The 26,219-nt window shown below is 57.6% G+C and carries 22 protein-coding genes; 15 read left to right on the forward strand and 7 right to left on the reverse strand.

Annotation, left to right across the window (positions count from 1 at the left end; all coding sequences use genetic code 11):
• Positions 1 to 2: 2 nt before the first annotated feature.
• The 3 genes from QUE75_RS05515 to QUE75_RS05525 all read right to left on the reverse strand — a co-directional run bounded on the left by QUE75_RS05515 (position 3) and on the right by QUE75_RS05525 (position 5,066).
• Complete coding sequence (locus tag QUE75_RS05515; RefSeq protein WP_061332259.1) at positions 3 to 656, reverse strand: class I SAM-dependent methyltransferase; 654 nt, start codon at positions 654 to 656, stop codon at positions 3 to 5.
• Positions 657 to 890: 234 nt separating this feature from the next.
• Entirely contained in the window at positions 891 to 3,068 is a 2,178-nt protein-coding gene (locus tag QUE75_RS05520) for an EAL domain-containing protein (protein WP_286254196.1), read from the reverse strand.
• Between the two features lie 21 nt (positions 3,069 to 3,089).
• Complete coding sequence (locus QUE75_RS05525) at positions 3,090 to 5,066, reverse strand: HDOD domain-containing protein (protein ID WP_286254198.1); 1,977 nt, start codon at positions 5,064 to 5,066, stop codon at positions 3,090 to 3,092.
• Between the two features lie 227 nt (positions 5,067 to 5,293).
• On the opposite strand from QUE75_RS05525, the gene QUE75_RS05530 reads away from it, so the two are divergent.
• The 5 genes from QUE75_RS05530 to QUE75_RS05550 all read left to right on the forward strand — a co-directional run bounded on the left by QUE75_RS05530 (position 5,294) and on the right by QUE75_RS05550 (position 12,806).
• Positions 5,294 to 6,610 (forward strand): MinD/ParA family ATP-binding protein, encoded by a 1,317-nt coding sequence (locus QUE75_RS05530; RefSeq protein WP_061332256.1) that lies wholly within the window; start codon positions 5,294 to 5,296, stop codon positions 6,608 to 6,610.
• A 254-nt stretch (positions 6,611 to 6,864) separates the two neighbouring features.
• Complete coding sequence (locus QUE75_RS05535; protein WP_286254201.1) at positions 6,865 to 8,403, forward strand: fatty acyl-CoA reductase; 1,539 nt, start codon at positions 6,865 to 6,867, stop codon at positions 8,401 to 8,403.
• A gap of 301 nt (positions 8,404 to 8,704) precedes the next feature.
• Positions 8,705 to 10,654: an acetate--CoA ligase gene (gene acs / locus QUE75_RS05540; protein ID WP_286254202.1), complete on the forward strand. Its 1,950-nt coding sequence runs from the start codon at positions 8,705 to 8,707 to the stop codon at positions 10,652 to 10,654.
• Positions 10,655 to 10,695: 41 nt separating this feature from the next.
• Positions 10,696 to 11,361: a LuxR C-terminal-related transcriptional regulator gene (locus tag QUE75_RS05545; protein WP_058090659.1), complete on the forward strand. Its 666-nt coding sequence runs from the start codon at positions 10,696 to 10,698 to the stop codon at positions 11,359 to 11,361.
• A 356-nt stretch (positions 11,362 to 11,717) separates the two neighbouring features.
• The gene (locus tag QUE75_RS05550; RefSeq protein WP_286254203.1) at positions 11,718 to 12,806 is read left to right on the forward strand and encodes a fatty acid desaturase family protein; all 1,089 of its coding nucleotides are present in this window, start codon (positions 11,718 to 11,720) and stop codon (positions 12,804 to 12,806) included.
• Positions 12,807 to 13,157: 351 nt separating this feature from the next.
• Here the strand turns inward: QUE75_RS05550 and QUE75_RS05555 are convergent, their stop codons facing one another.
• Positions 13,158 to 14,135: a D-2-hydroxyacid dehydrogenase gene (locus QUE75_RS05555; protein WP_286254204.1), complete on the reverse strand. Its 978-nt coding sequence runs from the start codon at positions 14,133 to 14,135 to the stop codon at positions 13,158 to 13,160.
• 204 nt (positions 14,136 to 14,339) lie between these two features.
• Here QUE75_RS05555 and QUE75_RS05560 point away from each other — a divergent pair, with 204 nt between their 5' ends.
• The 3 genes from QUE75_RS05560 (at position 14,340) to QUE75_RS05570 (ending at position 16,422) form a co-directional block, all read left to right on the forward strand.
• Entirely contained in the window at positions 14,340 to 15,566 is a 1,227-nt protein-coding gene (locus QUE75_RS05560) for a pyridoxal phosphate-dependent aminotransferase (RefSeq protein ID WP_058090650.1), read from the forward strand.
• A gap of 6 nt (positions 15,567 to 15,572) precedes the next feature.
• A complete protein-coding gene (locus QUE75_RS05565) occupies positions 15,573 to 15,764 on the forward strand; it encodes a CPXCG motif-containing cysteine-rich protein (RefSeq protein WP_058090649.1) in 192 nt (63 codons plus the stop codon).
• Positions 15,765 to 15,849: 85 nt separating this feature from the next.
• Positions 15,850 to 16,422: a DUF1439 domain-containing protein gene (locus tag QUE75_RS05570; protein WP_286254207.1), complete on the forward strand. Its 573-nt coding sequence runs from the start codon at positions 15,850 to 15,852 to the stop codon at positions 16,420 to 16,422.
• 83 nt (positions 16,423 to 16,505) lie between these two features.
• Here the strand turns inward: QUE75_RS05570 and QUE75_RS05575 are convergent, their stop codons facing one another.
• Both QUE75_RS05575 and QUE75_RS05580 read right to left on the reverse strand, forming a co-directional pair.
• Positions 16,506 to 17,765 carry an aspartate aminotransferase family protein gene (locus QUE75_RS05575; protein WP_058090647.1) on the reverse strand — a complete coding sequence of 420 codons (1,260 nt, stop codon included), beginning with the start codon at positions 17,763 to 17,765 and terminating at the stop codon, positions 16,506 to 16,508.
• Between the two features lie 43 nt (positions 17,766 to 17,808).
• Entirely contained in the window at positions 17,809 to 18,963 is a 1,155-nt protein-coding gene (locus tag QUE75_RS05580; RefSeq protein WP_286254209.1) for an isocitrate/isopropylmalate dehydrogenase family protein, read from the reverse strand.
• A 199-nt stretch (positions 18,964 to 19,162) separates the two neighbouring features.
• Here QUE75_RS05580 and QUE75_RS05585 point away from each other — a divergent pair, with 199 nt between their 5' ends.
• On the forward strand, positions 19,163 to 19,927 hold the full coding sequence (locus QUE75_RS05585; RefSeq protein WP_208622790.1) for an EAL domain-containing protein: 765 nt from the start codon (positions 19,163 to 19,165) through the stop codon (positions 19,925 to 19,927).
• A gap of 25 nt (positions 19,928 to 19,952) precedes the next feature.
• Positions 19,953 to 20,309 (forward strand): hypothetical protein, encoded by a 357-nt coding sequence (locus tag QUE75_RS05590; RefSeq protein WP_072677863.1) that lies wholly within the window; start codon positions 19,953 to 19,955, stop codon positions 20,307 to 20,309.
• Here the strand turns inward: QUE75_RS05590 and QUE75_RS05595 are convergent.
• A complete protein-coding gene (locus tag QUE75_RS05595; protein WP_106693559.1) occupies positions 20,303 to 21,205 on the reverse strand; it encodes a LysR family transcriptional regulator in 903 nt (300 codons plus the stop codon). The genes QUE75_RS05590 and QUE75_RS05595 overlap by 7 nt on opposite strands.
• A 147-nt stretch (positions 21,206 to 21,352) precedes the next feature.
• Between QUE75_RS05595 and QUE75_RS05600 the strand changes: the two genes are divergently transcribed.
• The 5 genes from QUE75_RS05600 to QUE75_RS05620 all read left to right on the forward strand — a co-directional run bounded on the left by QUE75_RS05600 (position 21,353) and on the right by QUE75_RS05620 (position 26,145).
• On the forward strand, positions 21,353 to 22,564 hold the full coding sequence (locus QUE75_RS05600) for an acyl-CoA dehydrogenase family protein (RefSeq protein ID WP_152437503.1): 1,212 nt from the start codon (positions 21,353 to 21,355) through the stop codon (positions 22,562 to 22,564).
• A 199-nt stretch (positions 22,565 to 22,763) separates the two neighbouring features.
• The gene (locus tag QUE75_RS05605) at positions 22,764 to 23,585 is read left to right on the forward strand and encodes an SDR family oxidoreductase (protein ID WP_286254217.1); all 822 of its coding nucleotides are present in this window, start codon (positions 22,764 to 22,766) and stop codon (positions 23,583 to 23,585) included.
• 21 nt (positions 23,586 to 23,606) lie between these two features.
• Positions 23,607 to 24,671, forward strand: coding sequence for a phosphotransferase family protein (locus QUE75_RS05610; RefSeq protein WP_138437740.1), 1,065 nt, complete (start codon positions 23,607 to 23,609; stop codon positions 24,669 to 24,671).
• Positions 24,671 to 25,360, forward strand: coding sequence for a histidine phosphatase family protein (locus tag QUE75_RS05615; protein WP_286254218.1), 690 nt, complete (start codon positions 24,671 to 24,673; stop codon positions 25,358 to 25,360). Before QUE75_RS05610 ends, QUE75_RS05615 begins: the two co-directional genes overlap by 1 nt.
• Before the next feature lie 14 nt (positions 25,361 to 25,374).
• Entirely contained in the window at positions 25,375 to 26,145 is a 771-nt protein-coding gene (locus tag QUE75_RS05620; RefSeq protein ID WP_286254221.1) for an SDR family oxidoreductase, read from the forward strand.
• Positions 26,146 to 26,219 lie beyond the last annotated feature (74 nt).

The raw sequence follows: 26,219 nt of genomic DNA on the forward strand, positions 1-26,219 counted from the left end.
ATTCAGGCTTGCTTGCGGCCAAGAATCGACCAGTAGCAATCCATGTTCAGAAGTTTGAAATGCTTTTTCTCGGTAACCTGAAGGCCCAGGCGCTGCATGTGTTCCGGGTAGTTGTAGATCTTGTGGAAGGCGTTGTTGGCAAACAGCCAGAAGATGAACACCGCCATGTACCAGTAAAGCTTCTTGAACATGCGGGAGAGGATGTTGCCGGTCGGGTAGCAGAAGTCACCAACCACCACGCTGGCGTCTGCCTTGCCCAGGCGAATCAGGTGTTCCAGCACTTTCACCATCATGTCTTCGTCAAACACGTTGAGGAAAAAGTTCGCCACTACCATGTCGTACTGCTCGAACTCGTTCACCTTCATGATGTCGCTGTGAATGCGGCGGATGGTCAGGTTCGGCGCTTCTTTCTGCTGGGCATCGGCAAACTTGCGGAGCATGGTTTCAGACAAGTCGACCACGGTCACATCGGCGCCCAGTTCGGCGGCGCGGATGGCGTCCCGGCCGTGCCCAACGCCAGCAAACAGGATGCGGTCACCGGGTTTGACGGTCTCCACGTCGAGCATGGCGGTTTTGCAGCGGTGAATGTTCTTGCCGCTGTACAGGTTGCTCAGGAAGTCATAGACGGGGCCGATGTACTTGTACTTGTCGCGCATGATGACTGCTGCCTTCTTCTTGTTCGCTGGTTGAACGTCACCGTTATTGTGATTGTTATTCCGACAGCCTGTCGGACAGTCCGGTGATCGGTTACTGATAACCTGAGCTTAGAGAAGGGGTGAGTTCAAAGATGTGCAGTACTGCGCAATTCCAGATACACAAAGTAACGTATCGAAACACTTTGCAAACCGGGTCAATGTTTTAGTTAGGAGTGCCCTACAATCGAAAACCGGTTATCCGGTGTGGGCGAAGGCCAGGCCATCGCGGCTCAGCAGCCGGTCAATATCGGCCGCTGGTCGGGCGGGGCCGTAGAAGAATCCCTGCACCTGATGGCAGCCCAGGCTTGTCAGGTAGTTGAGCTGGTCGTCTGTTTCCACGCCCTCTGCGACGATCTCCAGTTTCAGGCCGTGGGCCATGGCAACGATGGCGTTCACTATGCAGGCGCCGTCCTCTCCGCTGCGAATGGCCCTGACAAAGGATTGATCCACTTTCAGGGTGTGGATGGGCAACCGGTGCAAATAGTTGAGGGAGGAGTAGCCGGTGCCGAAGTCGTCAATGGCGATGCGTACACCGCAATCCGCCAGTTCTTTCAGTTTCCGGCTGATCTGTTCCAGATCGTTCATGATCACGTTCTCGGTGATCTCGATTTCCAGATTGCCGGCAGGAAAACGATGGGACTGGACCTGCTCCAGCAATGTCTCGACAAAGCGCGGATGCTCTACCTGGCTGGGTGACAGGTTGACTGCCAGGCGCAGGTTCGGATGCCCGCTGTTGATCCAGTGTCCTACGTCTCTGCAGGCCTGGTCCAGCACCCGCTCACTGAGCTTGCCGATTAGCCGGGTTTCTTCCGCCAGTGGCAGGAAGTCGCCCGGATAGATCAGCCCCCGTTCCGGATGTTGCCAGCGCACCAGAGCCTCCAGCCCCACCACCTGGTTGGACTTGGAGCAGACTTGAGGCTGGTAGAACACCCTGAGTTCGTCTCGCTCCAGGGCCAGCCGTAAATCCCGCTCAAGGCTGAGCCGGTTGGCGGTATTGATGCTCATGCTGTCGGAATAGAAACGATAGCCATCTTTACCGCGGGCTTTGACGTGATACATGGCAATATCCGCGTTCTGGATCAGCTGGTCCATGGAGTTTCCAGCATCCGGGAACACTGCGATGCCAATACTGACCCCCACAAAGACTTCGTGGTTACCCAGCTGGAAAGGATCTTTCAGGGTCTGTATCAGTTTCCTGGCAATGCCCCGGGCGTCTTCCGGGCTGTTTACCGAGGGCAGCAGCAGGGTGAATTCGTCGCCACCGAAGCGCGACAGGGTGTCGCCACGCCGCAGGCATTTCTCGAGCCTGTGGGTGACGGCCTGTAGCAGGCGGTCACCCATGGCGTGGCCCAGGGTGTCGTTGACCACTTTGAACCGATCCAGATCCAGGAACATAACCGCCAGTTTTTGCTTGGCCCGCCGGGCCTGGGTGATGGCCAGCTCCAGGCGGTCCTTGAACAGGGCGCGGTTGGGCAGTCTGGTGAGCAGGTCGTGGTAGGCCTGGAAATTGATGAACGCTTCGGCCTCCTTGCGCTCTGTTACATCCCGGGCAATGCCGTAATAACGGGCCGGCTGGGTGGTCGAGCCACCCCGGGTGTCGCCGGTCTGGGGCCAGGTTTGCGGGTCTACCGGGAAGGCGGTGATTTCGAAATGCCGGGTTGCCTTGCTACTGCCTCGGGTTTTCAGGCGCACTTCCAGCGTTCTGGGGTTATCCACCGAGATATCCGGCCCCTGCAGGGCATAGGTGCCCCTGGCCACGTCCCGGTCGTCCAGAATGTGCCCGAAATGACGACCGCAGAGCTCCGAAGGCTGATAGCCCAGCAGGCTTTCCACCTTGTTGTTGATGAAACAGATATGGCCGGTTTTATCGAGCATGAATACGATATCCGGTGAACTGTTGACGATGTAGCGGTGCAGGGCTTCGGATTTCTCCAACCGGGTCTGGATCATTTCGTGGGCTTTGATCAGAGACTGTTTGCCCAGTACGCCCTCAACCGTGGTCAGCAGTTCCTCGGGATCAAACGGCTTGCGTATGTAGTCCAGGGCTCCCCGGCGCAATGCCCGACTGACGGTACCGAAAGATCCTTCGCCGCTGACCACAACCACACCGCAATCTGGCTGCTGGCTGGCGATGCGCTCCATCACTGCGAAACCATCGGTGTCTGGCATGTTGAGGTCGAGCAGTGCCAGGTCAAAGGCCTTCCCGGCCAGTTGTTCACAAGCCTGCTTTCCGCCATTGGCTTCGGTTACCTCGAAACCTCGGCCTCTCAGTAACTTGGCCAGGCTGGCCAGGAGGCGTGGTTCGTCATCGGCTATCAGAATCCTGGCCGGTTCGGACCCATGGAAGGGCTGCTTGCTCTGCTCTAATGCCATTGGTCTGCTTCCGCTAATTCGTCAGTCGGTACCATGCTTGTTGTGGCCTGCCGCCGGGAGCAGAATCCGGAAGGTAGTGCCTTCCTGCCCCGTGTGACAAGCGATGATGCCCTCCATGTCATCAATCAGCTGCTTGACAATGCTCAGGCCAAGGCCGCTGTGGCCCTGACCCTTCGAACTGGCTGCCGGCGCATACAGGTTGCGCCTGACGGCCTCGGGAATGCCGGGGCCATTGTCGGTAATCTGTAATTCAACCCAGCGGCGCTGGTTCTGGAATATTGGTGCCGCAGTACTCAGGGAAATCTCGCCATTGCCGGGCCTCAGGCTCTCAACGGCGTTGCGGATCAGATTGATGATGATCTGCCGGACCGCAGAGGCGCTGCCCTGCACTTGGGTGTCCTCACGGCATGGCTTCAGTTTGAGGGTGCGGTCGTTGCTGTTGAACAGGCTGTCCTGAAGGATGCGGGCAAGGCTTTCAAGTTCCCGGTTCAGGTCTGTACCACTGGCAGTGCCGGGTGCATCGCCGGTGCTGATTTGCAGCAAAAGGTAGCCTGCCCGATCCAGTTCCTCCTGGATTATGTCGAGGTCTTCCTGAACGGTCTCGTCATGCATCCGGGCACGAAGCTGGAAAATGTACTGTTTGATGATGGTCAGGGGGTTACTGACTTCATGTACCTGGCGACGTATCCGGTCGTGGGCGATCTGGCTGTCGACGCCTGGCCCTTCGGTTGTCTGACTTTCAATCAGCTGGGTAAGCTCGTGGATGAACAGCCGAACCAGCTGGGTAGTGACCTCCATTGATTCGGAGTCCGTGCCCAAGGCAAAGATCGCGTGTTTTTGCCCACCCTGTTGAACAGGAATCGCCAGGAGAGACGGCGTTCTCAGAATGGCCAGCAGTTGTCGGTCAAGTACGCTGGGCTCGCGTTCGTTCAGGCTGACCAGGGTGCCGCCGTTCCACGCATCGGTCAGGACGCTGCCGCCAGGCTGGGGCGACAGGCGCAGGTCCGGAAGGTTGGTGCCGGTACCGGAAAGCAGCCTGAGCTCTTCTGCCTCGGGGCCAAAGCACAGGGCCGGCAGTCCGGTCAGGACGCCTAGACTGCTGACGGTACTGGCGATCAGATCGCACGGGGTCGCGCTGTCTGTGGCTCGCAGCTCAAGGGTTTTGCTGGCGATCGCCTGGTGTATCAGCGTTTGCCTGAGCTGCCGGGCGCCTTCCTCACTTTGGTAGGCGGTGTCCAGAGGAATTCCGAAGGAGGCCGCCATGGTGGCTACTTCTTCGTTGATTCTGTCGCAGATTTCCCGTGTCAGGTCTTCCTGCAACCCAAAGATCGTTCCTGCAGCAGCAATGCCCGCTGAATCTGAGAGGGCAAGCCGGGTCGACAGGCTGATCAGTTTCACCAGGTGGCTGGCGTCCCGGAGCTGGGTTGGTAGCGACTGCTGATATCGCATGGCGTCTGCCGCCAACGGTCCTAACCCCCATACGGTTACAAAATGGGCGGCAATCTCATTCTGGTGGTTGAGGATGTCCTGTTTGCGTTCCTGGGGCTGGGTCTTGATGGCGATCAGTTCACCAATGTTGTGAACCATGCCAAGCAGGAACGCTTCTTCAGGGCTCGGATAGCGTGTCAGTGTGGCCAGGGCCCGGGTGGTCAGGGCTGTGGTCAGAGAGTGGCGCCAGAAATCCCTCAGTTGCTGCCACTCGTCGCCGCCGAGTTCAAATAGCAATTGTCGCAATGCCGATGTCAGCAGCAGGGTCTGGAAGCGGCGGGTGCCCAGGCGAAGCAGTGCCTGCTCAACGGAGCGGATGGGAGGATTACTTCTGTACAGGGCGGAGTTGGCCAATGACAGAAGTCGGGCGACGAGTGCGGTGTCCGTGGCGACAATCTGGCTGATCTCGCGGTAACTGTCTCCGGCATGACATGCTTTCAGCGCCCGCAGGGTTACCTCCGGCAGGCTCGGTAGTTGAAGATCAGCTGCAATATCCATCGCATTAGTCATCGCGCGCCCTTTGTCCTTGCTCCGTGCCATTGTGTTTGCGGGGCAAGGTTCCCTGTTCTGTATCAGAGTTTTATGACAGGGTGTTCATTCTTCTTATAAGTCAGTGAGCTTAGACAATAATCCACCTGTGTTAAACCTTTATTGCTGATTTTTTAAGCAGGGTATTTCAACTCTGTGATATGTGTACCCTTTTTACAGGTTAAAATGTCGCTTATAGTGACAAGCCTATGGATTCGTCTGTTTTCGGTTGCTCAAGCTACGAGGGAAGGCAAAAGTTGCGCCAACCAAGAACCATCGCGGTAACAGGCGGTAAAGGTGGAGTGGGAAAGACCACCGTTGCCGTCAATCTGGCGCTTGCCCTGGCCAAAGCCGGGCAGAAAGTGCTGTTGCTGGACGCGGACACAGACCTTGCCAACGTGAGTCTTCTGGTGGGGCTCTATCCGGAACGCACGCTTGCCGATGTGATTGCCGGCCGGTGTGGTCTGGCTGATGCCATACTGCAAACCCACTATGGGCTGGACATTGTTCCAGGTGCCTCCGGGGTTCAGACGTGTATGGAGATGACCCGCGAAGACAGCCTGAAGCTCCTGAAGTCGCTGCATGAGCTGGAGCATTGTTACGATTATGTGATTATTGACACGGCATCAGGACTGCAGACTGTAGGTCTTCATATGATCGCAGCGGCAGAGTTGGCCTGTGTGGTCGTAACCCCTGACCCAGCCTCACTCACCGATGCTTTCTCCCTAATGAAAGTTCTCAAGCGCCGAGGGTACAGGCGCAGGCCGTCCGTGATCGTCAACATGGCACAAGGCGCCAGCCAGGCAAGATCGGTGTTCCAGCGTCTGAACGGTGCCTGCCAGCGGCATCTGCAGTGGACATTGCATTACCTGGGGGCACTTTGGCGGGATGAAACACTTCGGCAGTCCGTGCTCAATCAACACCCTGTGACCCTGCTGCCCACCTCTGACCCCTCATGCCGGCAGTTTCACACCCTGGCGGAAATGCTCAATGTTCACCTGGCGGCACTGCCTCGGCGCAAAGCCGGTATAGCGGCTTACTGGCATCAGGCCGCGCGCCGGCAAGCCGGTCAGGCTGAAGCCGCCATTCCCGGTGGTGAATCCGTCGGCGAGCAATGTCGGGCCCTGGTCGGGCAGTTGGAAAAATTGCTGGCGGCAAAGCCGGACGATGCCATGCTCCGGTATGACGCATTTACCCGTCTTTTTGCACTGTTGGGGCGCAACCCTGATGCCGATACCGTGGAGATCGTACAAACCGGGTTGGCATCAATGAAATGGGAGCATCTGCGCCAGGTTGACCGGGATAGGCTGGCGGCTCACCTGCGGCACCTGGCCGAGGATCTGGCGTCACCCTCGGCTCAGCCAGAGCCTGCTGCATTGCCCCAAGGGGTGGAGGGACCGCTGTACGATCGAGTCAGTTTTGGCGAGCAGGATCAATTACTTCGTGTGCTGCGGGAGAAACCTTCGGATGTTTCCCTGGATGACCTCTTGCGTTCACTGGCAGGCAGGGATCCTACCCGATCGTGAACGAGCCAAGAGTATGTGCCCACTTGCTGGTCATTTTTTTAAGGATTTATGTGTCGTAATTTTGCAGTCTGTCACCGCCCTGTAACGATCATTGTGCAAGAATTGAACGAAATCGTGGCCCGCATTATGCAGGCAGCTCTGACAGGCGGATGCAAAACGGATGCATACATGTCGGGGCAAAGGAAACCGGCCCCCCGCGACTTTTGACCGGCGTTGATCGCTGGTGACATCGATCTCAGAGAAGGAGTTCTACCATGGCAAACCAGCAAGTGAATCAAAAAGAGTCTTCGTCGAAGGTGCTCGGGCAGCTCCGCGGCAAGCGGGTGCTGATTACCGGAACCACCGGCTTCCTGGGAAAGGTGGTTCTGGAGAAGCTGATCAGGTCCGTCCCGGACATTGGTGGCATTTACTTGCTGATTCGGGGCAATAAACGTCATCCTGATGCCCGCAGCCGCTTTGACAATGAGATTGCCACGTCATCGGTATTTGATCGCTTGAGGAGTGTCGATGCGGACTGGTTTGAAACCTTCCTCGAAGAGCGGGTTCATTGCATTACCGGTGAAGTGACGGAACCTTGTTTCGGTATGGGTGAGGACGCCTGGCAGAAACTGGCCGGAGAACTGGATGCCGTGATCAACTCTGCTGCCAGCGTGAACTTCCGGGAGGAGCTGGACAAAGCCCTGACGATCAACACCCTGTGTCTTGAGAATATCGCCGGGCTGGCCCGAGAGAATGCGGAGCTGGCAGTTCTGCAGGTGTCTACCTGCTATGTTAACGGCATGAATTCCGGGCCGGTCACCGAATCGGTGATCAAGCCCGCAGGTGAGTCAGTTCCCCGCTCAAGCGAGGGGTATTACGAGATTGAAGAGCTGGTGCAGTTACTGCAAGACAAGATTGCCGATGTTCGCGCCCGCTACTCTGGTAAAACCCTTGAAAAGAAATTGGTGGATCTGGGTATTCGGGAAGCAAACCGCTACGGCTGGAGCGACACTTATACCTTTACCAAGTGGTTGGGCGAACAGCTGTTGATGAAGGCGCTGAACGGCCGCAGCCTGATCATTGTTCGGCCCTCCATCATTGAAAGTGCCCTGGAAGAGCCTGCCCCTGGCTGGATTGAGGGGGTCAAGGTAGCGGATGCCATTATCCTGGCCTATGCCCGGGAGAAGGTGACCCTGTTCCCGGGTAAGCGCTCGGGTGTGATTGATGTCATTCCGGTGGACCTGGTGGCCAATGCGATTGTTTTGTCGCTTTCCGAAGCCCTGGCAGAACCTGGTCGGCGCAGGATCTACCAATGCTGCAGTGGCAGCTCCAATCCGGTCTCACTGGGGCAGTTCATCGACCACCTGATGGCGGAATCCAAAGCCAATTACGCCGCCTACGATCATCTGTTCTACCGGCAGCCCAGCAAGCCGTTCATTGCGGTTAACCGTACCCTGTTTGACCTGGTGGTCAGCGGTGTGCGCCTGCCCCTGAGTGTGACAGACAAGGTATTGAAGTTGTTGGGTAATTCCCGTGACCTGAAAATGCTCAAGAATCTGGATACCACCCAGTCACTGGCCACTATTTTTGGTTTTTACACAGCCCCGGATTACATCTTCCACAACGATGAACTGCAGGCGTTGTCTGCCAGAATGGGTGAGGTCGACAAGGGGCTTTTCCCGGTGGATGCACGCCAAATTGATTGGGAAGTCTATCTGCGCAAGATCCACCTGGCGGGTTTGAACCGCTATGCCCTGAAAGAAAGAAAGGTCTACAGTCTTCGGGCTACCAAGCAGCGCAAAAAAGCTGCCTGATCATCCTTCCTGGGTCCGGCCAGCGGCCGGGCCTGCTCTCCCCACGTCATGTTTTGCCATTCCCCGATCTGCAACTATTCTTGATAAAGCCGCTGTTAAAGCTGCTAAGCCCTGCCTTGATCGACGCATTGCTGAACAGGTTAGCCCGAAAATGGCGGTAGGTTAGGACGTTAGTCTAATTCATTGTGCGGTGGCACACATGTTGAACTACATGCATCTGTCTTAAGGGCAAAAATCGCCCGACCACCCTGAATTTAAAAAAACCGACAATGACAACAGACTCTGATTAAGGGGGAGCACAATGACTGATAAACAGGTATATCCGGTGAGTCCGGAAGTTGCCGAGCGTGCACTGGTCAGCAAAGAGCAGTATGAAGCAATGTATCGCCAGTCAGTAGAAGACCCGGATACGTTCTGGGGTGAGCACGGCAAGCGACTTGACTGGATCAAGCCCTACAGCAAGGTCAAGAACAGCACCTACGATTACAACAACCTGTCCATCAAATGGTTTGAAGATGGTGTACTGAACGCCTCCGCCAACTGTCTGGACCGCCACCTGGAGAAACGCGGCGATCAGACGGCCATCATCTTTGAAGGTGACGATCCTTCGGTATCCCGTAACGTTACCTACCGGGAGCTTTACGAAGAGACCTGCAAGTTTGCCAATGCGCTCAAAGCCCAGGGCGTTAAGAAAGGTGATGTGGTCACCATCTACATGCCGATGATCGTGCAGACCGCGGTTGCCATGCTGGCCTGTGCCCGGATCGGTGCGATTCACTCGGTGGTGTTCGGTGGCTTCTCCCCGGAAGCACTCGCGGCCCGGGTGGTTAACGGCAAATCCCGTTTTGTGATTACCGCTGATGAAGGTTTGCGCGGTGGCCGTGCCATCCCGTTGAAGAAGAACGTGGATCACGCGCTCAAGCACGAGGAGGACGCCAACGTCGACAAGGTGATCGTGGTTACCCACACCGGCAACAAAGAAGTCCCCTGGACCGAAGGCCGTGACGTTCGTTACGAAGACCTGATCAAAGATGCGCCGGCCGAGTGTAAGCCGGAGCCGATGAACGCGGAAGACCCTCTGTTCATGCTCTATACCTCCGGTTCCACCGGTGCGCCGAAGGGCGTTCTGCACACCACTGGCGGTTACATGGTCTATGCCTCCATGACCCACCAGTATGTGTTCGACTACCACGACGGTGACGTTTACTGGTGTACCGCCGACTTTGGTTGGGTAACCGGCCACAGCTACATTCTGTACGGCCCGCTGGCCAATGGCGCCATCACCCTGCTGTTTGAAGGTGTGCCCAACTACCCGGACAGCTCCCGCATGGGCCAGGTTGTCGACAAGCACAAGGTCAACATCCTGTACACCGCGCCCACCGCCATCCGTGCGCTGATGGCCCAGGGTGAGTCCTGTATGGACGGCACTAACCGCGAAAGCCTCAAACTCTTGGGTTCGGTGGGTGAGCCGATCAACCCGGAGGCGTGGGAGTGGTACCACCGGGTCATTGGTAACAGCAAGTGCCCGATTGTGGACACCTGGTGGCAGACCGAGACCGGCGGCATTCTGATTTCTCCGCTGCCTGGTGCGGTCGACCTGAAGCCGGGTTCCGCCACCAAGCCGTTCTTCGGCGTTCAGCCGGCATTGGTGGATAACGAAGGCAACATCCTGGAAGGTAAGACCGAGGGTAACCTGGTCATCCTGGACAGCTGGCCGGGTCAGATGCGCACCATTTACGGTGATCACGAGCGGTTCATCCAGACCTACTTCAGCACCTACAAGGGCATGTACTTCACCGGCGACGGTGCCCGTCGCGATGAAGACGGCTACTACTGGATCACTGGCCGTGTGGATGACGTTCTGAATGTGTCCGGCCACCGCCTGGGTACTGCCGAGGTTGAGAGTGCTCTGGTGGCTCATGACAAGGTGGCCGAGGCTGCGGTGGTTGGCTACCCCCATGAAATCAAGGGGCAGGGCATCTACGTGTACGTGACCCTGGTACAGGGTGAGGAGCCATCGGACGAGCTGAAGAAGGAGCTGGTTCAGTGGGTTCGTAAAGAAATTGGCCCGATTGCGTCTCCGGATGTGATTCAATGGGCGCCTGGACTGCCGAAAACTCGTTCTGGCAAGATTATGCGCAGGATTTTGCGTAAGATTGCTGCTAACGAGCACGATCAGTTGGGTGATACGTCTACCCTGGCTGATCCGGGCGTAGTGGATGATCTGATCAGCAGCCGGGCGTTCCAGTAACGCCGGCGGCTGACAGCCCTAACCTGTGAGGAATCTGTTGAATGACACAAACAATTATCGTCGCTGATGATCACCCGTTGTTTCGGGCTGCATTGAAACAAGCGGTCAATCAGGCGGTGCCGGATGTCGAGACTGTAGAGGTCGACAGCATCAAGTCACTGCAGGCGGCGGTAGAGTCGCACCCGGATGCAGACCTGATCCTGCTGGATCTGAATATGCCGGGTGCCCATGGTTTCTCGGGGCTGGTGTTCATGCGAGGCCAGTATCCGGGGTTGCCGGTGGTGGTTGTGTCTGGCTCCGAAGACTTGCAGGCCATGCGTCGCTCGATTGACTACGGTGCCTCCGGGTTTATTCCCAAGAGTGCACCGCTACCAACCATTACCCTGGCCATTCAGGCGGTTCTGGAAGGCGATGTCTGGCTGCCTGAGGGCATAGCCGACAAGATTGAGCGGATGCAGTCTGAATCCACCGATTTCTCGGAGCGCCTGGCGTCTTTGACGCCGCAGCAGTTCCGGGTGTTGGGTATGTTGGCTGAGGGGCTTCTGAACAAGCAGATTGCTTATGATCTGGATGTGTCTGAGGCTACCATCAAGGCGCACATCACGGCGGTGTTCCGCAAGCTGGGTGTTCGTAACCGGACTCAGGCGGTGATTGCCATTCAGCAGATGGAGCTTGATCCTTCGGAGCAGTCGCTCTCGGGGGGCTGAGATTCAGCTTTTAGCAGATGTATTGAGAACGGGCGCCTTCGGGCGCCCGTTTTTTTGTTCTCGAGTTTTGGTGGAGGGGAGAAGGTTGGAGGGCTTTTCTGAAACACGCTGTGAATACGTCCGTGTACGCTCCGCTCCGCCATCCATGGCTCCGCAGGGTTTCAGAAAAGCCCTCCAGCCTTCTCCCCCGTAGTCCGGCAGTGAATTTAGAGTACATATGTAACCCCCTATGTCTGGAATGATTAACAAAAATCCGCTGTAGCCATTGTTTGGTTGATTTTCTTGTTATAAATTCGGCGCACACATGTACGCTGTAAATTTACTATTGTCGGAATTCAACTAAGCAAAGGTGCAAAATGAACGCAGCAGTGAAACCGGGAGCGGCGGAGGCCGTGGTGTATGGTAAGCCGGACGAGCGGGAGCTTCGGGACCGGATGAAGAAGGAGCTGCCCGCTGATACGTTCAAGACCCAGACCTGGCGGGTTATCTGGTTCTTGCCTCTGCAGGCCGTTATCTGGGGTGGGCTGGCGGCGATTCTGATGGCGGGGTTGCCGTGGTATGCCAATCTTGGCCTGGCGTTGCTGGTGGGGCATACCATTGGCTGCCAGGCTTTGTTGGCTCATGAGGTGTTGCACGGGGCATTGGGCATGAGCCGGCGTTGGCAGAATTTTTTTGGCTGGCTGGGGTTTGGTCCGTTGATGGTGCCGCCGGAGTTCTGGCGTAAGTGGCACAACGTGGTGCATCATGGTAACACCAACACCGGAGATACAGATCCGGACAGCTTCGGCACGCTGCGCCGTTATAAAACCAATCCCGGGCAGAAGAAGTTCCACAAGCTGGCGCCGGGTTCAGGCACCTGGTACAGCTATCTGTTCCTGACCTATTCGTTCACTTTTCACGCCCAACTGGTGCTGTGGATTCAGGCGAAACATCGAAAGCAGTTCAAGGGCTTTAACCGCAATCTGGCCATTGCTCAGGTGTTCTTGTGTCTGGCGTTGTGGGTTGCTTTGGCGGTTGTCTCAGGCCCGCTGGCGGTGTTCACGGTGCTGATTCCGTTCATGACGGCCAATGCCTTGGGGCAGGGCTATATCCTGACCAATCACTTCCTGCGGCCGCAGACGCCCACAAACAATCCGTTGGATAACTCCATGAGCCTGCGCAGCAACCCGGTTCTTGATCGATTGCATTTCCGGTTCAGTCATCACATCGAACACCATTTCTTTCCGAAGATGGCCCACAACATGGCACCGCGGGTCCGGAAGTGGTTGGAGGAGAATGAGCCTGAGCGCTATATGGCGATGCCTCATGGCAAGGCCCTGAAAATGCTCTACACCACGCCTCGGGTATACAAGTCCGCCACAGAGCTGGTGGACCCCAACGACGAGACTCGCGTTTTTGATTTGTTGCCGTTGCAGCGGGAGTTTTCTGCGGCCAACCGGGTTTAAGCTTGGGAGTGTGAGCGTGTTGGGGTGCGCCTTCCAAAACACGCTGTGAATACGTCCATGTACGCTCTGCTCCGCCATCCCTGGCTCTGCAAGGTTTTGGAAGGCGCACCCCAACACGCTCAATCTGACGGCATCGGTGGATTCGAACCAAAGCGAGCTGGAGGCACCCCGAACGGCTAGCTCGTAGGAGCGGATGACCGGTAGGGCTTTCCAAAACTCTGCGGAGCCAGGGATGGCGGAGCCGAAGCGTCACATGGATGTGCCGAAGGAGCGTGTTTTGGAAAGCCCTACCGGTTAGCCGCTCCGGGCTCTAAACCAAACGCCAAAGCACCAGAGCGGCGATCACAAAGGTTAACCAGCGTACCCAAGCTCCTTGTTAACAAGGTTGAACAGCTCGCCACCCTTGTGCCAGCGGTCAAAGTTCTCCAGGAACTGGTCCGTCAGCGCCCGCTTCCAGCCGATGAAATCGCCCGCCATATGCGCCGTCATGATCACATTATCCCGCTCCCAGAGCGGATGATCCTCCGGTAACGGCTCCTCCTCGAACACATCCAGGGCCGCGCCGGCAATTTCGCCGTCGTCCAGCGCCTGGATCAGATCATCCGTCTTCACAATGGGCCCGCGGCCAATATTGATCAGCCTGGCCGACTTCTTCATCGCCGCAAACGCCTTGCTGTCGAACAGTCCCTCGGTTTGCGGTGTCAGTGGTGCGGCAATCACCACAAAGTCCGCATGGCTCAGCTGGTCATACAATTCATCGTTGCCGTGCACCGCTACAAAGTCCGGGTCTTTCTGTCGGGGTGTGCGGGCAATGCCATGGGCATGCATGCCTGCGGCGTTAACCAGTCGGCCGATTTGGCGGCCGATGGAGCCGGCGCCCACCACCAGCACCTGCTTGCCTTCGGCCCGCTCCGTGTCTCGATGCTTCCACTCGTGCTTCAGTTGTAAGCGGATGGACCGGGGGAAATCCTTGGCGAACATCAGAATGCTGCACAGCACATATTCCGCAATGGTCCGGTCGAAGATGCCCCGGGCATTGGTCACGGTAACGTTGCCTTTGATCAGCGCCGGGAACATGAGTGCATCGACACCGGCACTGGTGGCGTGAATCCATTTCAACCGGTCTGCGGTTGGCCAGGCGGCTTCCAGAGCTTCAGTCCGGAAATCGGTCACCATCATGACATCGGTACCGGGCAGGGTGTCCCGGAGTGTCTGTTCATCGCAGGCGAAGCGAACTTCCGCCCTGGCCTGAACGGCTTCGATGCCGGGAGGCGGTGCCTCGCCAGGCGCTGTCAGAACAGTGACAACCGGTTTGTTGGACGCTGTCATTTCACCTCCGCAGGAATCGCAACGATTAGTTTTAGTCCATCGTTGTAGTCTGGTAGGCGAGTGGGTGTGGGTCAACCTGGCTTGACGGATCCATTGCCTCGGCGGGTTTGTTCAGTCTTTAGTCCCACGGGCCTTGTACCGCCGATTTTTACTGACTAACCTGCAGGGGTAGGTCTTTATTTACCCTGTTATCGGGAGGTGCGTATGGCGGAATCCGCGAACAAGGATACCGGCGAGACCAAGCCGCGGAAAGTGAAGTACCGCAAGACCAAGGCCAGCTGGAACCCGGCCATGCAGGCCATTCCTGTTTCGGGGATTCGCCGGCTGGTGAATATGGCATCCACCATGAAGGATGTGATTCACCTGTCGATAGGGCAGCCAGACCTGCCAACACCAAAGCATATTATTGATGCCTACATTGACGCGCTGAACGCCGGCCAAACCGGCTACACCATGGATGCCGGCCTGCCGGAACTGCTGGTGGCCCTGCGGGATTACTATGGCAAGCGCTACAATCGCAAGCTCACCCGCGACAATATTCTGGTGACAAGCGGTGCCACCGAGGCCATGTACCTGGCCATTTCGGCGACTTCGGCGCCCGGTCGGCAGTTTATCGTGACGGACCCGTCGTTCCTGCTCTATGCACCCCTTATCCGGATGACCGGCGGTGAGGTGAAGTTTGTGCCCACCCGGGCTGAGAACAACCACCAGCTGGACCCGGATGATGTGATCCGGGCCATGGGGGCACGGACATTCGCCCTTATCCTGAATAACCCCAACAATCCGACCGGAGCGGTGTATCCCCGCAGTACGGTCGAGACGATTCTCGAGGAGTGCGCCTATCGCGGGATTCAGGTTTACGCAGATGAGGTCTATGACCACCTGATCTTTGATGATGATGATTTTGCCAGCGTCCTGAACTGTTCTATGGATCTGGATAACATCATGTGCATCAGCAGCTTCTCCAAGACCTACAGCATGGCGGGTTTGCGGGTTGGTTGGGTCATCTCCAGCCAGGCGGCAATCAAGTCGCTAAGGCGCTACCATATGTTTACCACCTCGGTGGCCAATACACCGTCGCAGTTTGCCGGTGTGGCTGCCCTGACGGCAGACCAGCAGTGCGTGCGCGACATGGTGGATATTTATCGCGAGCGTCGGGACAAGATTGTGGAGCTGATCGACCAGACTCCCTATCTGACCGGCTACAAGCCCGGCGGCGCGTTCTTCGCTTTTCCGGATTTGCCGCCCCATGTGGATGGTTCTGATCTGGCGCTCCGGATGTTGAAGGAAACCGGGGTATGTGTGGTGCCGGGTGACGCCTTCGGTGAGCACTGCACCAATGCCCTGCGCTTCAGTTTCTCGACGACCTGTGAGCGGATGGAAGAGGCGTTCGACCGGATCATCCCCTGGATGGCCAAGCAGCAGTTCTGAGCTCGCATGTCTGCGCTTGATTCAGTTCTCGTTCAATGCCCTTACTGCTGGGAGACGCTGGAAATCAGCGTCGACCCTTCGGTGGCTGAACAGGAGTATGTCGAGGATTGCCAGGTGTGCTGTCAGCCCATCGTGCTGACCGTAACGTTTGATGAACGGCTGACCCCAACCGTGCAGGCCCGTGCTGAGAACGACTGACTCCCTCACCAATCGTTAATCAACACGGCTTGCGTGGAAGGCATGCCTGCCGCAGGATAGGGGGCTCGGTTTCAGAGGAAGAAAAATGAAAACATTCATGCAGGTTCGGGCCTGGTTCCCGGTTCTGGTGCTGGCGGTACTGGCCAGTGGTTGTGCGAGCATTTCACCTTATGCCATCTCCGAGGGCGAGATTGAGCGGCATCTCAAGCGGGCCGTGGCCGACTATGATCGGCAGCATTTGCAGAGTGGATCGCCGCTCAGCCTGAGTCTTAGTGATGCAGATATTACCCTGGGGCCGGATGGTCGCGATGTGGCGGTGATTGATCTTCGGGGGCAGGTGGCTTTGAACGCACTGATGGCCAAGCTGCCGGTGGACTTGGCGCTCAAGGTTGAAGGTGCACCAGTGTATGACAGTCAGGAAAAAGCGGTGTACATCCGCAGGCTTCAGCTTCTGGAGAGCTCCATTGATTCCCCCTTTTTCAAGGGCGACCTGGCGCCGGTCACGGACAACGTGATGCGGGTGGTGGCCCAGATGCTGGAAACCATGCCGGTGTATCGCCTCAATGAAGACGACTTTGCCCAGCGGATGCTGGGCATTGTACCCGTGGATATCCGGGTTGCTCCCGGGCGCCTGGAGTTTGTCACCGCCGACAGATGATACCGCCGCGGTTCCAGGATAGGTTCTGTGAGAAAGGCCGAATGATGGATGTCATCCGGCCTTTTCGTTTCTCGAAATGGGTCTCAGGCGGTGGCTTTCAGAGCCTCCTCGAAGATGCCGGTCGCTTCATCAATCTGGTTCTGGGTGACGATCAGTGGCGGCAGCCATCGGACGATTTCCTGGTAAGGCCCGCAGCGCAGCATCAGTAACCCCCGGTTTTCGCATTCCTTGAGGATCTTGCCGGCGCGTTCGCCATCGGGGCAGTCGCCCCGGCGCATTTCAACTCCTACCATCAGGCCTTTGCCCCGGACATCGGCCATCTCCGGATAATCCTTTTTCAGGGCGTGCAGGTTGTCCCACAGGCGTTTGCCCATGCGGTCTGCATTCTCCACCAGGCCTTCTTCGCGAATGACATCAATGGTAGCAATAGCCGCCGCCGCAGCCACGGCATTGCCTCCGTAGGTGCCACCCTGTGAACCGGGCCAGCCTTTGGACATGGTTTCCTCGGAAGCCGCCAGGGCAGAGATCGGGAAGCCGCTGGCCAGGCCCTTGGCGATCATGATGGCGTCCGGGGTGACACCAAAATGCTCATGTGCCCAGAACTTGCCGCTGCGGCCGAAGCCGGCCTGAACTTCATCGAACACCAGCATGATACCGTGTTTGTCGCACCGTTCCCGAAGGCCCTTCAGGAAGCGGGCGTTGGCGGGCACGTAGCCGCCTTCACCCTGAACCGGCTCAATCAGCATGGCGGCGGTTTCCTTGGGGGCGGAATAGGTCACGAAGATTCTGTCCAGCTCCCGCAGGCAGAAGTCGGTGGCTTCATCCAGGCTCCAGCCATAGTGAAAAGCGTGTGGAAAGGGGGCAACCACAACGCCACCCATCATCGGGCTGACACCGGCCCGAAGGGCAACGCTGGAGGTGGTCATGGACAATGACCCCATGGTGCGGCCATGGAAACCGCCATGGAATACAATCACGTTGGGTCGTCCGGTGGCCTGGCGAACCAGTCGAACCGCACCCTCGGCCACCTCGGTGCCAGAGTTGGAGAAGAAAAAGGCATTCAGAGGGTCTGGTGTCAGCTCTCCGAGTTTTTCCGCCAGTTCCGGCAGCCTGGGGTTCATCACCGTGGTTGCCTGGGCGTGAATCATGGTAGCCACCTGTTTTTGGGCAGCGGCCACCACTTTCGGGTGGCAATGGCCAGTGCTGGTGACACCGATGCCGGAGGTGAAATCCAGATACCGACGGCCCTCGGGGTCAATAATATAGGCGCCTTCGCCCTTGGCGGCAGTAATGCCGGTAGCCTGCTTGAGCAGGGGAGACAATTTGCCTTTGTGGTCGGTCATGGGCACCTCCCGAAGTGAATGAAATACCTCTTTAGCAGACTAGTCAGGCCTGCAGGCGTTTACAAATGGCATCGCCAATCTGGCTGGTAGCCCGTTGCTGGTTACCCTGTTCGGCAAGGTCAGCGGCTACTGCGTCGAACAGCTCCTTCCCGGCCTGTGCCAGTTTGGGGTCTTTACGGCCAAGCCAATCGAGCATGCGCGCCGTGGTAAACAGCATGGCGGTGGGGTCTGCAATACCCTGGCCGGCAATATCCGGTGCGCTGCCATGGGTGGGCTCAAACATGGATGGCATGTGCGGGTCGGTCGGGTTGAGGTTGCAGGAAGGCGCAACGCCCATGCCGCCAGAAAGCACGGCTGCCAGGTCGGTCAGGATATCGCCCTGCAGGTTGCTGGCCACCACCACATCAAAGGCCCAGGGGCACTGAACAAACTTCATGCAGGCGGCGTCTACCAGTTCGTGATGGGTGGCGACGTCGGGAAAGTCGTGGCTGACTTCCTCAAAGACTTCGGTGTACATGTCACCCCAGTAACGCAAGGCATTGCGCTTGGTCACCAGACACACCTGGCTTTCACAGCTTCGGCCATCGAGTGTGCGGAAGGCGCGGGTACGGCCTTCCTGCACCCGCTCACCAGCCCGCTTGCGGGCCTGCTCAAAGCCGTAACGGATGATCCGTTCGGTGGCCCGGCGGGTGAAGACCTCCATCTGGGTGGCCACTTCGTCTGGCTTGCCTTGGCGCAGTCGCCCGCCCTGACTGACGTACTCGCCTTCACTGTTCTCGCGAATCACCAGCATATCGATGTCCTTGGCGCGATCATCTTTCAGGTACTGCCTGGCGCCGGGCAACAGTCGCGCAGGGCGTTCACACACCCACTGGTCGAAACCTTTACGCATGTCCAGCAGGGGAGCCAGGGAAATGCTGTCTGGCAGGAGGTACCGGTTGGTGTCGTCCATAGGGCCGGGATCGCCCAGGGCGCCCAGCAGGATGGCATCATAGGCCTTTAGCTGGGTCAGCGCGTCTGCCGGCCAGGATTCTCCGTACTCTTCGTGCCAGGCATGGGATGGCCAGGGAAATCGGGTCCATTCCAGTGCCAGGTTGTGCTTCGCGCGCAGGGTCTCCAGACAGCGGACTGCCTCGGCGACAACTTCCGGGCCGATGCCGTCTCCGGGGGTAACTGCGATGCGAGTGGTCTGGGCCATTCCGGAGCCTCCTAACGTGCGGTGTTTGCGGGTTTTGAACAACAACCCCAGTGTAGTCCTCGGGCGGGCAGATGCCAGTGGTGGTGGCTTTAATTAATTGACGAAGTTTTACGACCCGTTGGTTGATAGCTATAGTGGAAACTAATTGATTCTTTTAAGCTTCAAGTGACATGTATCTGTTTTTTGTTCCGGAGCCCGTGTGAATAAACCCGAAGTACTATTTGATGAGTCACATTGTGAGCAGTGTGCCTGTGGGAACGGTCTGGATTTTGCGTTCAGTTTTGCTTTCCAGCCCATCGTGGACGCGGACAACAAAACGGTGTTTGCCTACGAGGCGCTGGTGCGCGGCCCCGAAGGAGAGGGCGCCATGTCGGTGCTGTCCAGGGTCAATGAAAACAACCGTTATGCGTTTGACCAGATTTGCCGGGTCAAAGCGGTCAAGCTGGCAGCCAAGCTCGACATGCAGCCGCTTCTCAGCATCAACTTCATGCCGAACGCGGTGTACAAGGCTGAATATTGCATCCGGACCACTCTGGCGGCGGCGAAAACCTACAACTTTGATACCCGGAAAATCATCTTCGAGATGATTGAAAACGAGGATCTCAGTTCCGTAGAGCATCTGTCCTCCATCATCGAGGCGTACCAATCGATGGGGTTCAGCACTGCGATTGACGATTTCGGGGCCGGTTACTCCCGCTACAACATCATGATGCTGAGCCCGCCGGATCTCCTGAAGCTGGATATGGCGCTGGTGCGGAATATTCATGACGATTCCAATAAACAGGCGGTTGTGCTTGGAATCATCACCATGATGCGCCATCTTGGTGGTCGGATTATCGCGGAAGGCGTAGAAACCAAAGAGGAATACTTCTGGCTGCGCTCCCAGGGAATTGCGCTCTATCAGGGCTACCTGTTCGCCAAGCCGGGGTTCGAGTGCCTGCCGGAGCCCGTGTTCCCGGATTGACCACCTAAATGTAAAGGATAACTCTGTGCTGTACCGGATTATTACGCTTGTTGGCGGCCTGGTCTTTGTGGTTGCCCTGTTTGCCCTGCTGTGGTTCTTCTGCAAAAAGTTTCTGGAACACCACGGTGTAAAAGAGCAGAGTTCGGATCGGGCCATGGTGCTGGCTACCTGGACCTTTGCCGGCATTGCAGTTGGCCTGGTGTTTGCTGTCGTGGGCTCGTTTGTGCTCGGCCCCTGGGCTTTCTATCGCACCTTGCGGGGCCACGACGTGCCAGTGTCAGACGCCGCCGCCATCTGGTGGGGTTTTGGTATTGTAGTGCTTTCCCTGGGCATTACCGCTGCCGGTTTCTTCGGCTTCCTTGCCCTGGTAGGCGCCTACTGATGTTGTGGCAGGCTGCGTAGCAGGTCCCGGAACCACACCAGCGCAGGCTCCCGCTCATAAGCCTTGTGCCAGTACAGATGCACATCAATGGAGGGCATCTGTGCCGGCGGGCTCATCACTTCTATCTCCCCCCGCTCGGCAATGATCCGTGCGTAGGTTTCCGGCATGGTCAACAGCAAGTCGGAATTCTCCACCACCCGGCAGGCAGCATAATAGTGCTGGCAACGCAGCCTTATGCTGCGCTGCACGCCGTGCCGGGACAGCTCAAAGTCCTCAATACCCGGGCCCTCGGTACGGGACGAAACCAGTACATGTTTTGCCTTCAGGTACGCCGGCATATCCAGCCCGTCTTTAATGGCCGGGTGCCCCTTGCGCGCCAACACCACCAGGCGGTCCTGCCGAAGCAGTTCATGGCTGGTCTGATTGCTGACCGGCAGCAATACATCAATGGCGAAATCCAGTTTGCCGGCGGCTAACTGGGTTTCCATATCCCGCCTTGGTATCCGCTGGGAGACAATCTCCATGTCCGGGTAGGGTGCCAGTTTGCCCATCAACTGGGGCAGAAAGGTAGACTCCAGCACATCCCGCAACCCCAGTGTGTAAGTCTTGCGCTGACTGGCTGGGTCAAAGGCATGGAACTGGTTTACCGCGCTTTGCACCTGATTCAGCCCCGGCCGCATCGACTCCAGAAACCGGCGTGCTAACGGAGTGGGCACCATCTGGTTACCCTGGCGGGTAAACAATGGGTCATCAAAGTGATCCCGCAGCCGCGCCAGGGAATGGCTCACCGCGGGCTGCGTCAGGTGCAGCGCCCTGGCGGCGCGGGTCAGGCTGCCCTCCCGATAAATGGTATCGAAAACATGCAGCAGGTTAAGGTCCAGTCGATTCAGGGCCATAAGGCGCGTCCGGTTTCGGAATAAGTAAGGGTAATGATAAACGATAAGAACAATTCAGTCGCGTAATAGCGCGTTGGCTCCTAGACTGTTTTCCATCTGAACAAAAGTGCGCCCCGGTTGGGGCAGGCAAGCGCGAGGAGCTGCACCATGGATTTCAATATTTCCGAAAAAGGCCAGGATTACCTCAAACGCGTGAAGCAGTTCATGCGTGACGAGATCTTTCCCATTGAAGAGCAGTACCACAAGGAGCTTGCCTCCCTGGAAAACCGCTGGGTGGTGTTGCCGATCATCAAAGAACTGAAAGAAAAAGCCAAGGCCCAGGGCCTGTGGAACATGTTCTTTCCGGACGACAAATACGGCTGTGGCCTGCTCAACTCCGACTACGCCCTGATTGCCGAGGAAACCGGCCGCAGCTTCATCGCCCCGGAAATCTTCAACTGCAACGCGCCAGACACCGGCAACATGGAAGTGCTGATCCACTACGGATCGGAAGAGCAGAAAGCCGAGTGGCTGCCAAAATTGATGAGCGGCGAAATCCGCTCCGCCTTCTGCATGACCGAACCGGCGGTTGCCTCCTCCGACGCCACCAACATGGAAGCCACCGCGATGGTTGAAGGTGACGAAGTGGTGCTCAACGGCCGTAAATGGTGGAGCACTGGCATCGGCCATCCGGACTGCAAAGTGGGTATCTTCATGGGCGTGACAGACCCGGACGCCCAGAAACACCGCCGCCACTCCATGGTGTTGGTGCCACTGGACACCCCGGGCATCACCATCGAGCGCATGCTGCCGGTATTCGGCGCCTACGATGAGCCATACGGCCACGGCCAGGTACTGTTCGACAACGTACGCCTGCCCAAAAGCGCCATCATCGCCGGCCCCGGCCGAGGCTTCGAAATCGCTCAAGGACGTTTGGGGCCGGGCCGCGTACACCACTGCATGCGCGCCATCGGTGCCGCTGAGCGTACCCTTGAGCTCATGATCAAGCGCGCCATGACCCGCGAAGCCTTCGGTCGGCCCATCGCCAAGTTGGGTGGCAACCCGGATGTCATCGCCAATGCCCGTATGAACATTGAGCAGGCGCGTTTGTTGACGTTGAAGTGTGCCTGGGCGTTGGATACGAAGGGCATTATGGGTGCGCTGCAGGAGGTTTCGATGATCAAGGCGGTGGTGCCGGCGATGCTGCAGCAGATTGTGGATGATGCGATTCAGATTCACGGTGGGGCTGGTGTCAGTGACGATGATTTCCCGCTGACGGCATTGTTCGGTTACGCTCGGGTACTAAGGTTGGCCGATGGCCCGGACGAAGTTCATCGGGCGATGGTGGCTCGGTTGGAGCTCCGCAAGTATAAGTCCTGAGCCGTTAATCCAAACATTGGGTGCCGGGAGCAGGTGGGAGAAGCTTTCTGAAACACGCTCCTTCGGCACATCCATGTGACGCTTGGGCTCCGCCATCCCTGGCTCCGCAAGGTTTTGGAAAGGCCTACCCGGCAGCAGCTCCTACTCCAAAACAAAGAACACGAACTCCAGAACATAAACATAACGGAGAGAAACACCGATGACACAGCGAGTATTCATAACCGGCGGGGCCAGTGGCCTGGGTCGGGCGATTGCATTGCGGTATGCCAAAGAGGGCGCGAAAGTCTGCATTGGGGACATTAACCCGGAGCAGGGCGTGGCCGTCGAGGCGGAACTGAACAACGCGGGCGGCGAGGGCTATTTCGTTGAATGCGACGTTCGCCGCCTGAGTGACTTCGAGAAAGTCCGCGATGAACTGGTACAGAAGTGGGGCGGTGTGGACGTTGTGGTCAACAACGCCGGCGTTGCCTCCGCAGGCTCCATCGAAGACACCACCATAGGCGACTGGGAGTGGATCCTCGATATCAACGTACTGGGCGTTGTGCGTGGCTGCAAAGCCTTTACGCCGCTGTTCAAGGAACAGGGTTCCGGCGCGTTTGTGAATGTGGCCTCCATGGCCGGGCTTATGCTGGCGCCCCTGATGGACAGCTACAATGTGTCCAAGGCCGGGGTGATTGCCCTGTCTGAAACCCTCAGCCAGGAGCTGCGGGATTCCGGTATTCACGTCAGCTGCGTCTGCCCCGCGTTTTTCCAGACCAACCTGGCCAGCACCATGCGGTCGGATATTCCCGGCATCCAGCAGAACGTCAACAAGCTGATGAAGCGGTCCAACATCACCGCCGAAAACGTGGCCGAAGATATCTTCCGCAGCGTGAAAGACAAAGACTTCTGGGTACTGCCCCACGCCAAAGAGCGCCGTATGTGGATGCTCAAGCGCCATGCACCCTGGGCGTTTGACTGGTTGATGCACCAGGAAACCAAGCGCTGGATGAGCAAGATGGGTGGCAAGGCGAACGCCTGAATACATCACAGGAGAGATTGAATGACTCAGATCGACCAGGCCGTAGACATCCGGGAAGGCGAAGAGCTGGATATCAGCGCCGTCGACCAGTTCATGAAACAGGCCATTCCCGGCCTGGAAGGGCAGCCGAGCATCAAGCAGTATCCCGGCGGCGCCTCCAACCTGACCTATCAGGTGGACTACGGCGAGCAGTCTTACGTACTGCGCCGGCCACCGTTCGGCAAGATTGCCAAGTCGGCCCACGACATGCTACGGGAAGCGCGGGTGATGGACGCGTTGAAGCCGGTTTACCCCTATGTGCCAAACATTGTCGCCATCTGCGATGATCACGGCGTGCTGGGGTGTGATTTCTATGTGATGGAGAGGCTCAAGGGCATCATCCTGCGCCAGGATTTCCCCAAGGATTTCGAGCTGAGTGCGGAAGATACCCGCAAGCTGTGCCTGAATGTGATCGACAAGCTGGTGGACCTGCACACCGTGGATGCCACGGCAGCCGGCCTGGACAAACTGGGTAAGGGTGCCGGCTACGTGCAGCGCCAGATTGGAGGCTGGAGCGACCGTTTCCGCAAGGCCCGCACCGAGGATGTCGGTGACTTTGAAAACGTGATGGCCTGGCTGAACGACAAGATGCCGGACGACATCGCCCAGGTTGTCATCCACAACGATTTCCGTTTCGACAATGTGGTTCTGAACCCGGACAACCCGTTTGAAGTGATTGGCGTGCTGGACTGGGAAATGGCCACCATCGGTGACCCTCTGATGGACCTGGGCAACAGCCTGGCGTACTGGATTGAAGCGGACGACGAAGGCCCGTTCCAGATGCTGCGGCGCCAACCCACCCACCGGCCGGGCATGCTGACCCGCAAGGAAGTGGTGGACTACTATATGGAGAAATCCGGCTTCCGGTCTGAAAAGTTCGATTTCTACGAAATCTACGGTCTGTTCCGATTGGCAGTGATTGTCCAGCAGATCTATTACCGCTTCTATCATGGACAGACCAAAGACAAGCGCTTTGCCGCCTTCGGCCACGCTGCCAATTATCTGGAGAAACGGTGCCAGCGCCTGATCAGCGAGAGCTCGCTGTAATGGCCACGATTTATCTGGTGCGCCACGGCCAGGCCAGTTTTGGCAAAGAGAACTACGATCAGCTCTCCCCGCGAGGCTGGGAGCAGGGCAGGATCCTGGGCCGCTGGCTGGCGGATAAGGTGGAGCCGGGTGCCATTTTTGGCGGTAACCTGCAGCGCCATCGGGAAACCGTGGAAGCGATCACCACCGGTTACGGTGCAAGCCTGCCGGATATGCAGGTGATGGAAGGCTTGAACGAGTTTGATCACGTTGAAGTGGTGGAGCGCCTGCGCCCGAAATGGGCGGACAAACAGGTGATGGCTCGGGACCTGGCCAGTTTCCCGAAGCCGGCAAGGGCATTTCAGCAGGCCTTTGAAAAAGCGGTCGCCCGCTGGGTGAGTGGCGAGTATGACCACGAATACGCGGAATCCTGGCAGGGTTTCCGGCAGCGGGTGAGCAGTGCGCTGGATCAACTGATTGAGCTGGCGGACGGTGCCGATGTCATTGTCTCAACCTCCGGCGGGCCCATTGCAGTGATTGCCCAGCACCTGCTGGAGTTGTCCGACCACAAGGCGCTGGAGATGAACAACGTGATTGCCAACACCAGCGTGTCCCGCATTCTGTATTCCGGCCCCCGGCGCAGCCTGGCCGTTTTCAACAACTATAGCCACCTGGAAGCGGAAGACCCCGCCCTGGTGACATTCCGATAATCTGAGGGAAATCCATGAGCAACGTAAACCTGTTCGACCTGACTGGCAAAGTCGCCCTGGTAACCGGTGCCAGCCGTGGCATCGGCGAGAGCATCGCCCGCACGCTGGCCCACTACGGCGCCCACGTGATCGTCAGCAGCCGCAAGATTGACGGTTGTGAAGCCGTGGCCAGCAGCATCCGTGCCGATGGTGGAAGCGCCGAAGCCTTCGCCTGCCACATCGGCGAGATGGACCAGATTGAAGCGGTGTGGGAGCATATTGCAAAAGAGCACGGCAAGCTGGATATCCTGGTAAACAACGCCGCCGCCAACCCGTATTTTGGCCCGGTGGAAGATACCGACCTGAGCGCTTTTCACAAAACCGTGGACGTGAACATCCGTGGCTACTTCTTCATGTGTGCCCGTGGCGCCCAGCTGATGAAGAAAAACGGTGGCGGGTCCATTGTTAACGTGGCCTCGGTGAACGGCGTAAACCCCGGCCACTTCCAGGGCATCTATTCGGTGACCAAGGCGGCGGTGATTTCCATGACCAAATCCTTCGCCATGGAACTTGGCCAGCAGAACGTGCGGGTGAATGCCCTGCTGCCGGGCTTGACCGACACCAAGTTCGCCAGCGCCCTGACCACCAACGAGGCTATCAAGAAACAGGCCATGGCTCACATTCCCATGAAGCGGGTGGCAGATCCGGACGAAATGGCCGGTACCGTGCTGTACCTGGTGTCCAACGCTTCCAGCTACACCACCGGTGCCTGCATTAATGCGGACGGTGGTTACCTGACGGTTTAATATCCGCCGAAACGAAAAGGGCCGGAGAGTTCGTTAGCTTCGGCCCTTTTTTGTGTCTGGTGTTTAGCTGGTCT

This window comes from Marinobacter shengliensis (genome assembly GCF_030297115.1).
In the GTDB taxonomy this organism is placed as follows: domain Bacteria; phylum Pseudomonadota; class Gammaproteobacteria; order Pseudomonadales; family Oleiphilaceae; genus Marinobacter; species Marinobacter shengliensis.

Excerpts from the sequence above, each read along its gene's own strand:
- QUE75_RS05530 (WP_061332256.1), top strand. The coding sequence starts at position 5,294 with ATGGATTCGTCTGTTTTCGGTTGCTCAAGCTACGAGGGAAGGCAAAAG.
- QUE75_RS05515 (WP_061332259.1), bottom strand. The coding sequence starts at position 656 with ATGCGCGACAAGTACAAGTACATCGGCCCCGTCTATGACTTCCTGAGC.
- QUE75_RS05545 (WP_058090659.1), top strand. The coding sequence starts at position 10,696 with ATGACACAAACAATTATCGTCGCTGATGATCACCCGTTGTTTCGGGCT.
- QUE75_RS05570 (WP_286254207.1), top strand. The coding sequence starts at position 15,850 with ATGAAAACATTCATGCAGGTTCGGGCCTGGTTCCCGGTTCTGGTGCTG.
- QUE75_RS05620 (WP_286254221.1), top strand. The coding sequence starts at position 25,375 with ATGAGCAACGTAAACCTGTTCGACCTGACTGGCAAAGTCGCCCTGGTA.
- QUE75_RS05565 (WP_058090649.1), top strand. The coding sequence starts at position 15,573 with ATGTCTGCGCTTGATTCAGTTCTCGTTCAATGCCCTTACTGCTGGGAG.
- QUE75_RS05555 (WP_286254204.1), bottom strand. The coding sequence starts at position 14,135 with ATGACAGCGTCCAACAAACCGGTTGTCACTGTTCTGACAGCGCCTGGC.
- QUE75_RS05520 (WP_286254196.1), bottom strand. The coding sequence starts at position 3,068 with ATGGCATTAGAGCAGAGCAAGCAGCCCTTCCATGGGTCCGAACCGGCC.
- QUE75_RS05615 (WP_286254218.1), top strand. The coding sequence starts at position 24,671 with ATGGCCACGATTTATCTGGTGCGCCACGGCCAGGCCAGTTTTGGCAAA.
- QUE75_RS05600 (WP_152437503.1), top strand. The coding sequence starts at position 21,353 with ATGGATTTCAATATTTCCGAAAAAGGCCAGGATTACCTCAAACGCGTG.
- QUE75_RS05550 (WP_286254203.1), top strand. The coding sequence starts at position 11,718 with ATGAACGCAGCAGTGAAACCGGGAGCGGCGGAGGCCGTGGTGTATGGT.
- QUE75_RS05525 (WP_286254198.1), bottom strand. The coding sequence starts at position 5,066 with ATGACTAATGCGATGGATATTGCAGCTGATCTTCAACTACCGAGCCTG.
- QUE75_RS05560 (WP_058090650.1), top strand. The coding sequence starts at position 14,340 with ATGGCGGAATCCGCGAACAAGGATACCGGCGAGACCAAGCCGCGGAAA.
- QUE75_RS05575 (WP_058090647.1), bottom strand. The coding sequence starts at position 17,765 with ATGACCGACCACAAAGGCAAATTGTCTCCCCTGCTCAAGCAGGCTACC.
- QUE75_RS05605 (WP_286254217.1), top strand. The coding sequence starts at position 22,764 with ATGACACAGCGAGTATTCATAACCGGCGGGGCCAGTGGCCTGGGTCGG.
- acs (WP_286254202.1), top strand. The coding sequence starts at position 8,705 with ATGACTGATAAACAGGTATATCCGGTGAGTCCGGAAGTTGCCGAGCGT.
- QUE75_RS05580 (WP_286254209.1), bottom strand. The coding sequence starts at position 18,963 with ATGGCCCAGACCACTCGCATCGCAGTTACCCCCGGAGACGGCATCGGC.
- QUE75_RS05610 (WP_138437740.1), top strand. The coding sequence starts at position 23,607 with ATGACTCAGATCGACCAGGCCGTAGACATCCGGGAAGGCGAAGAGCTG.
- QUE75_RS05595 (WP_106693559.1), bottom strand. The coding sequence starts at position 21,205 with ATGGCCCTGAATCGACTGGACCTTAACCTGCTGCATGTTTTCGATACC.
- QUE75_RS05535 (WP_286254201.1), top strand. The coding sequence starts at position 6,865 with ATGGCAAACCAGCAAGTGAATCAAAAAGAGTCTTCGTCGAAGGTGCTC.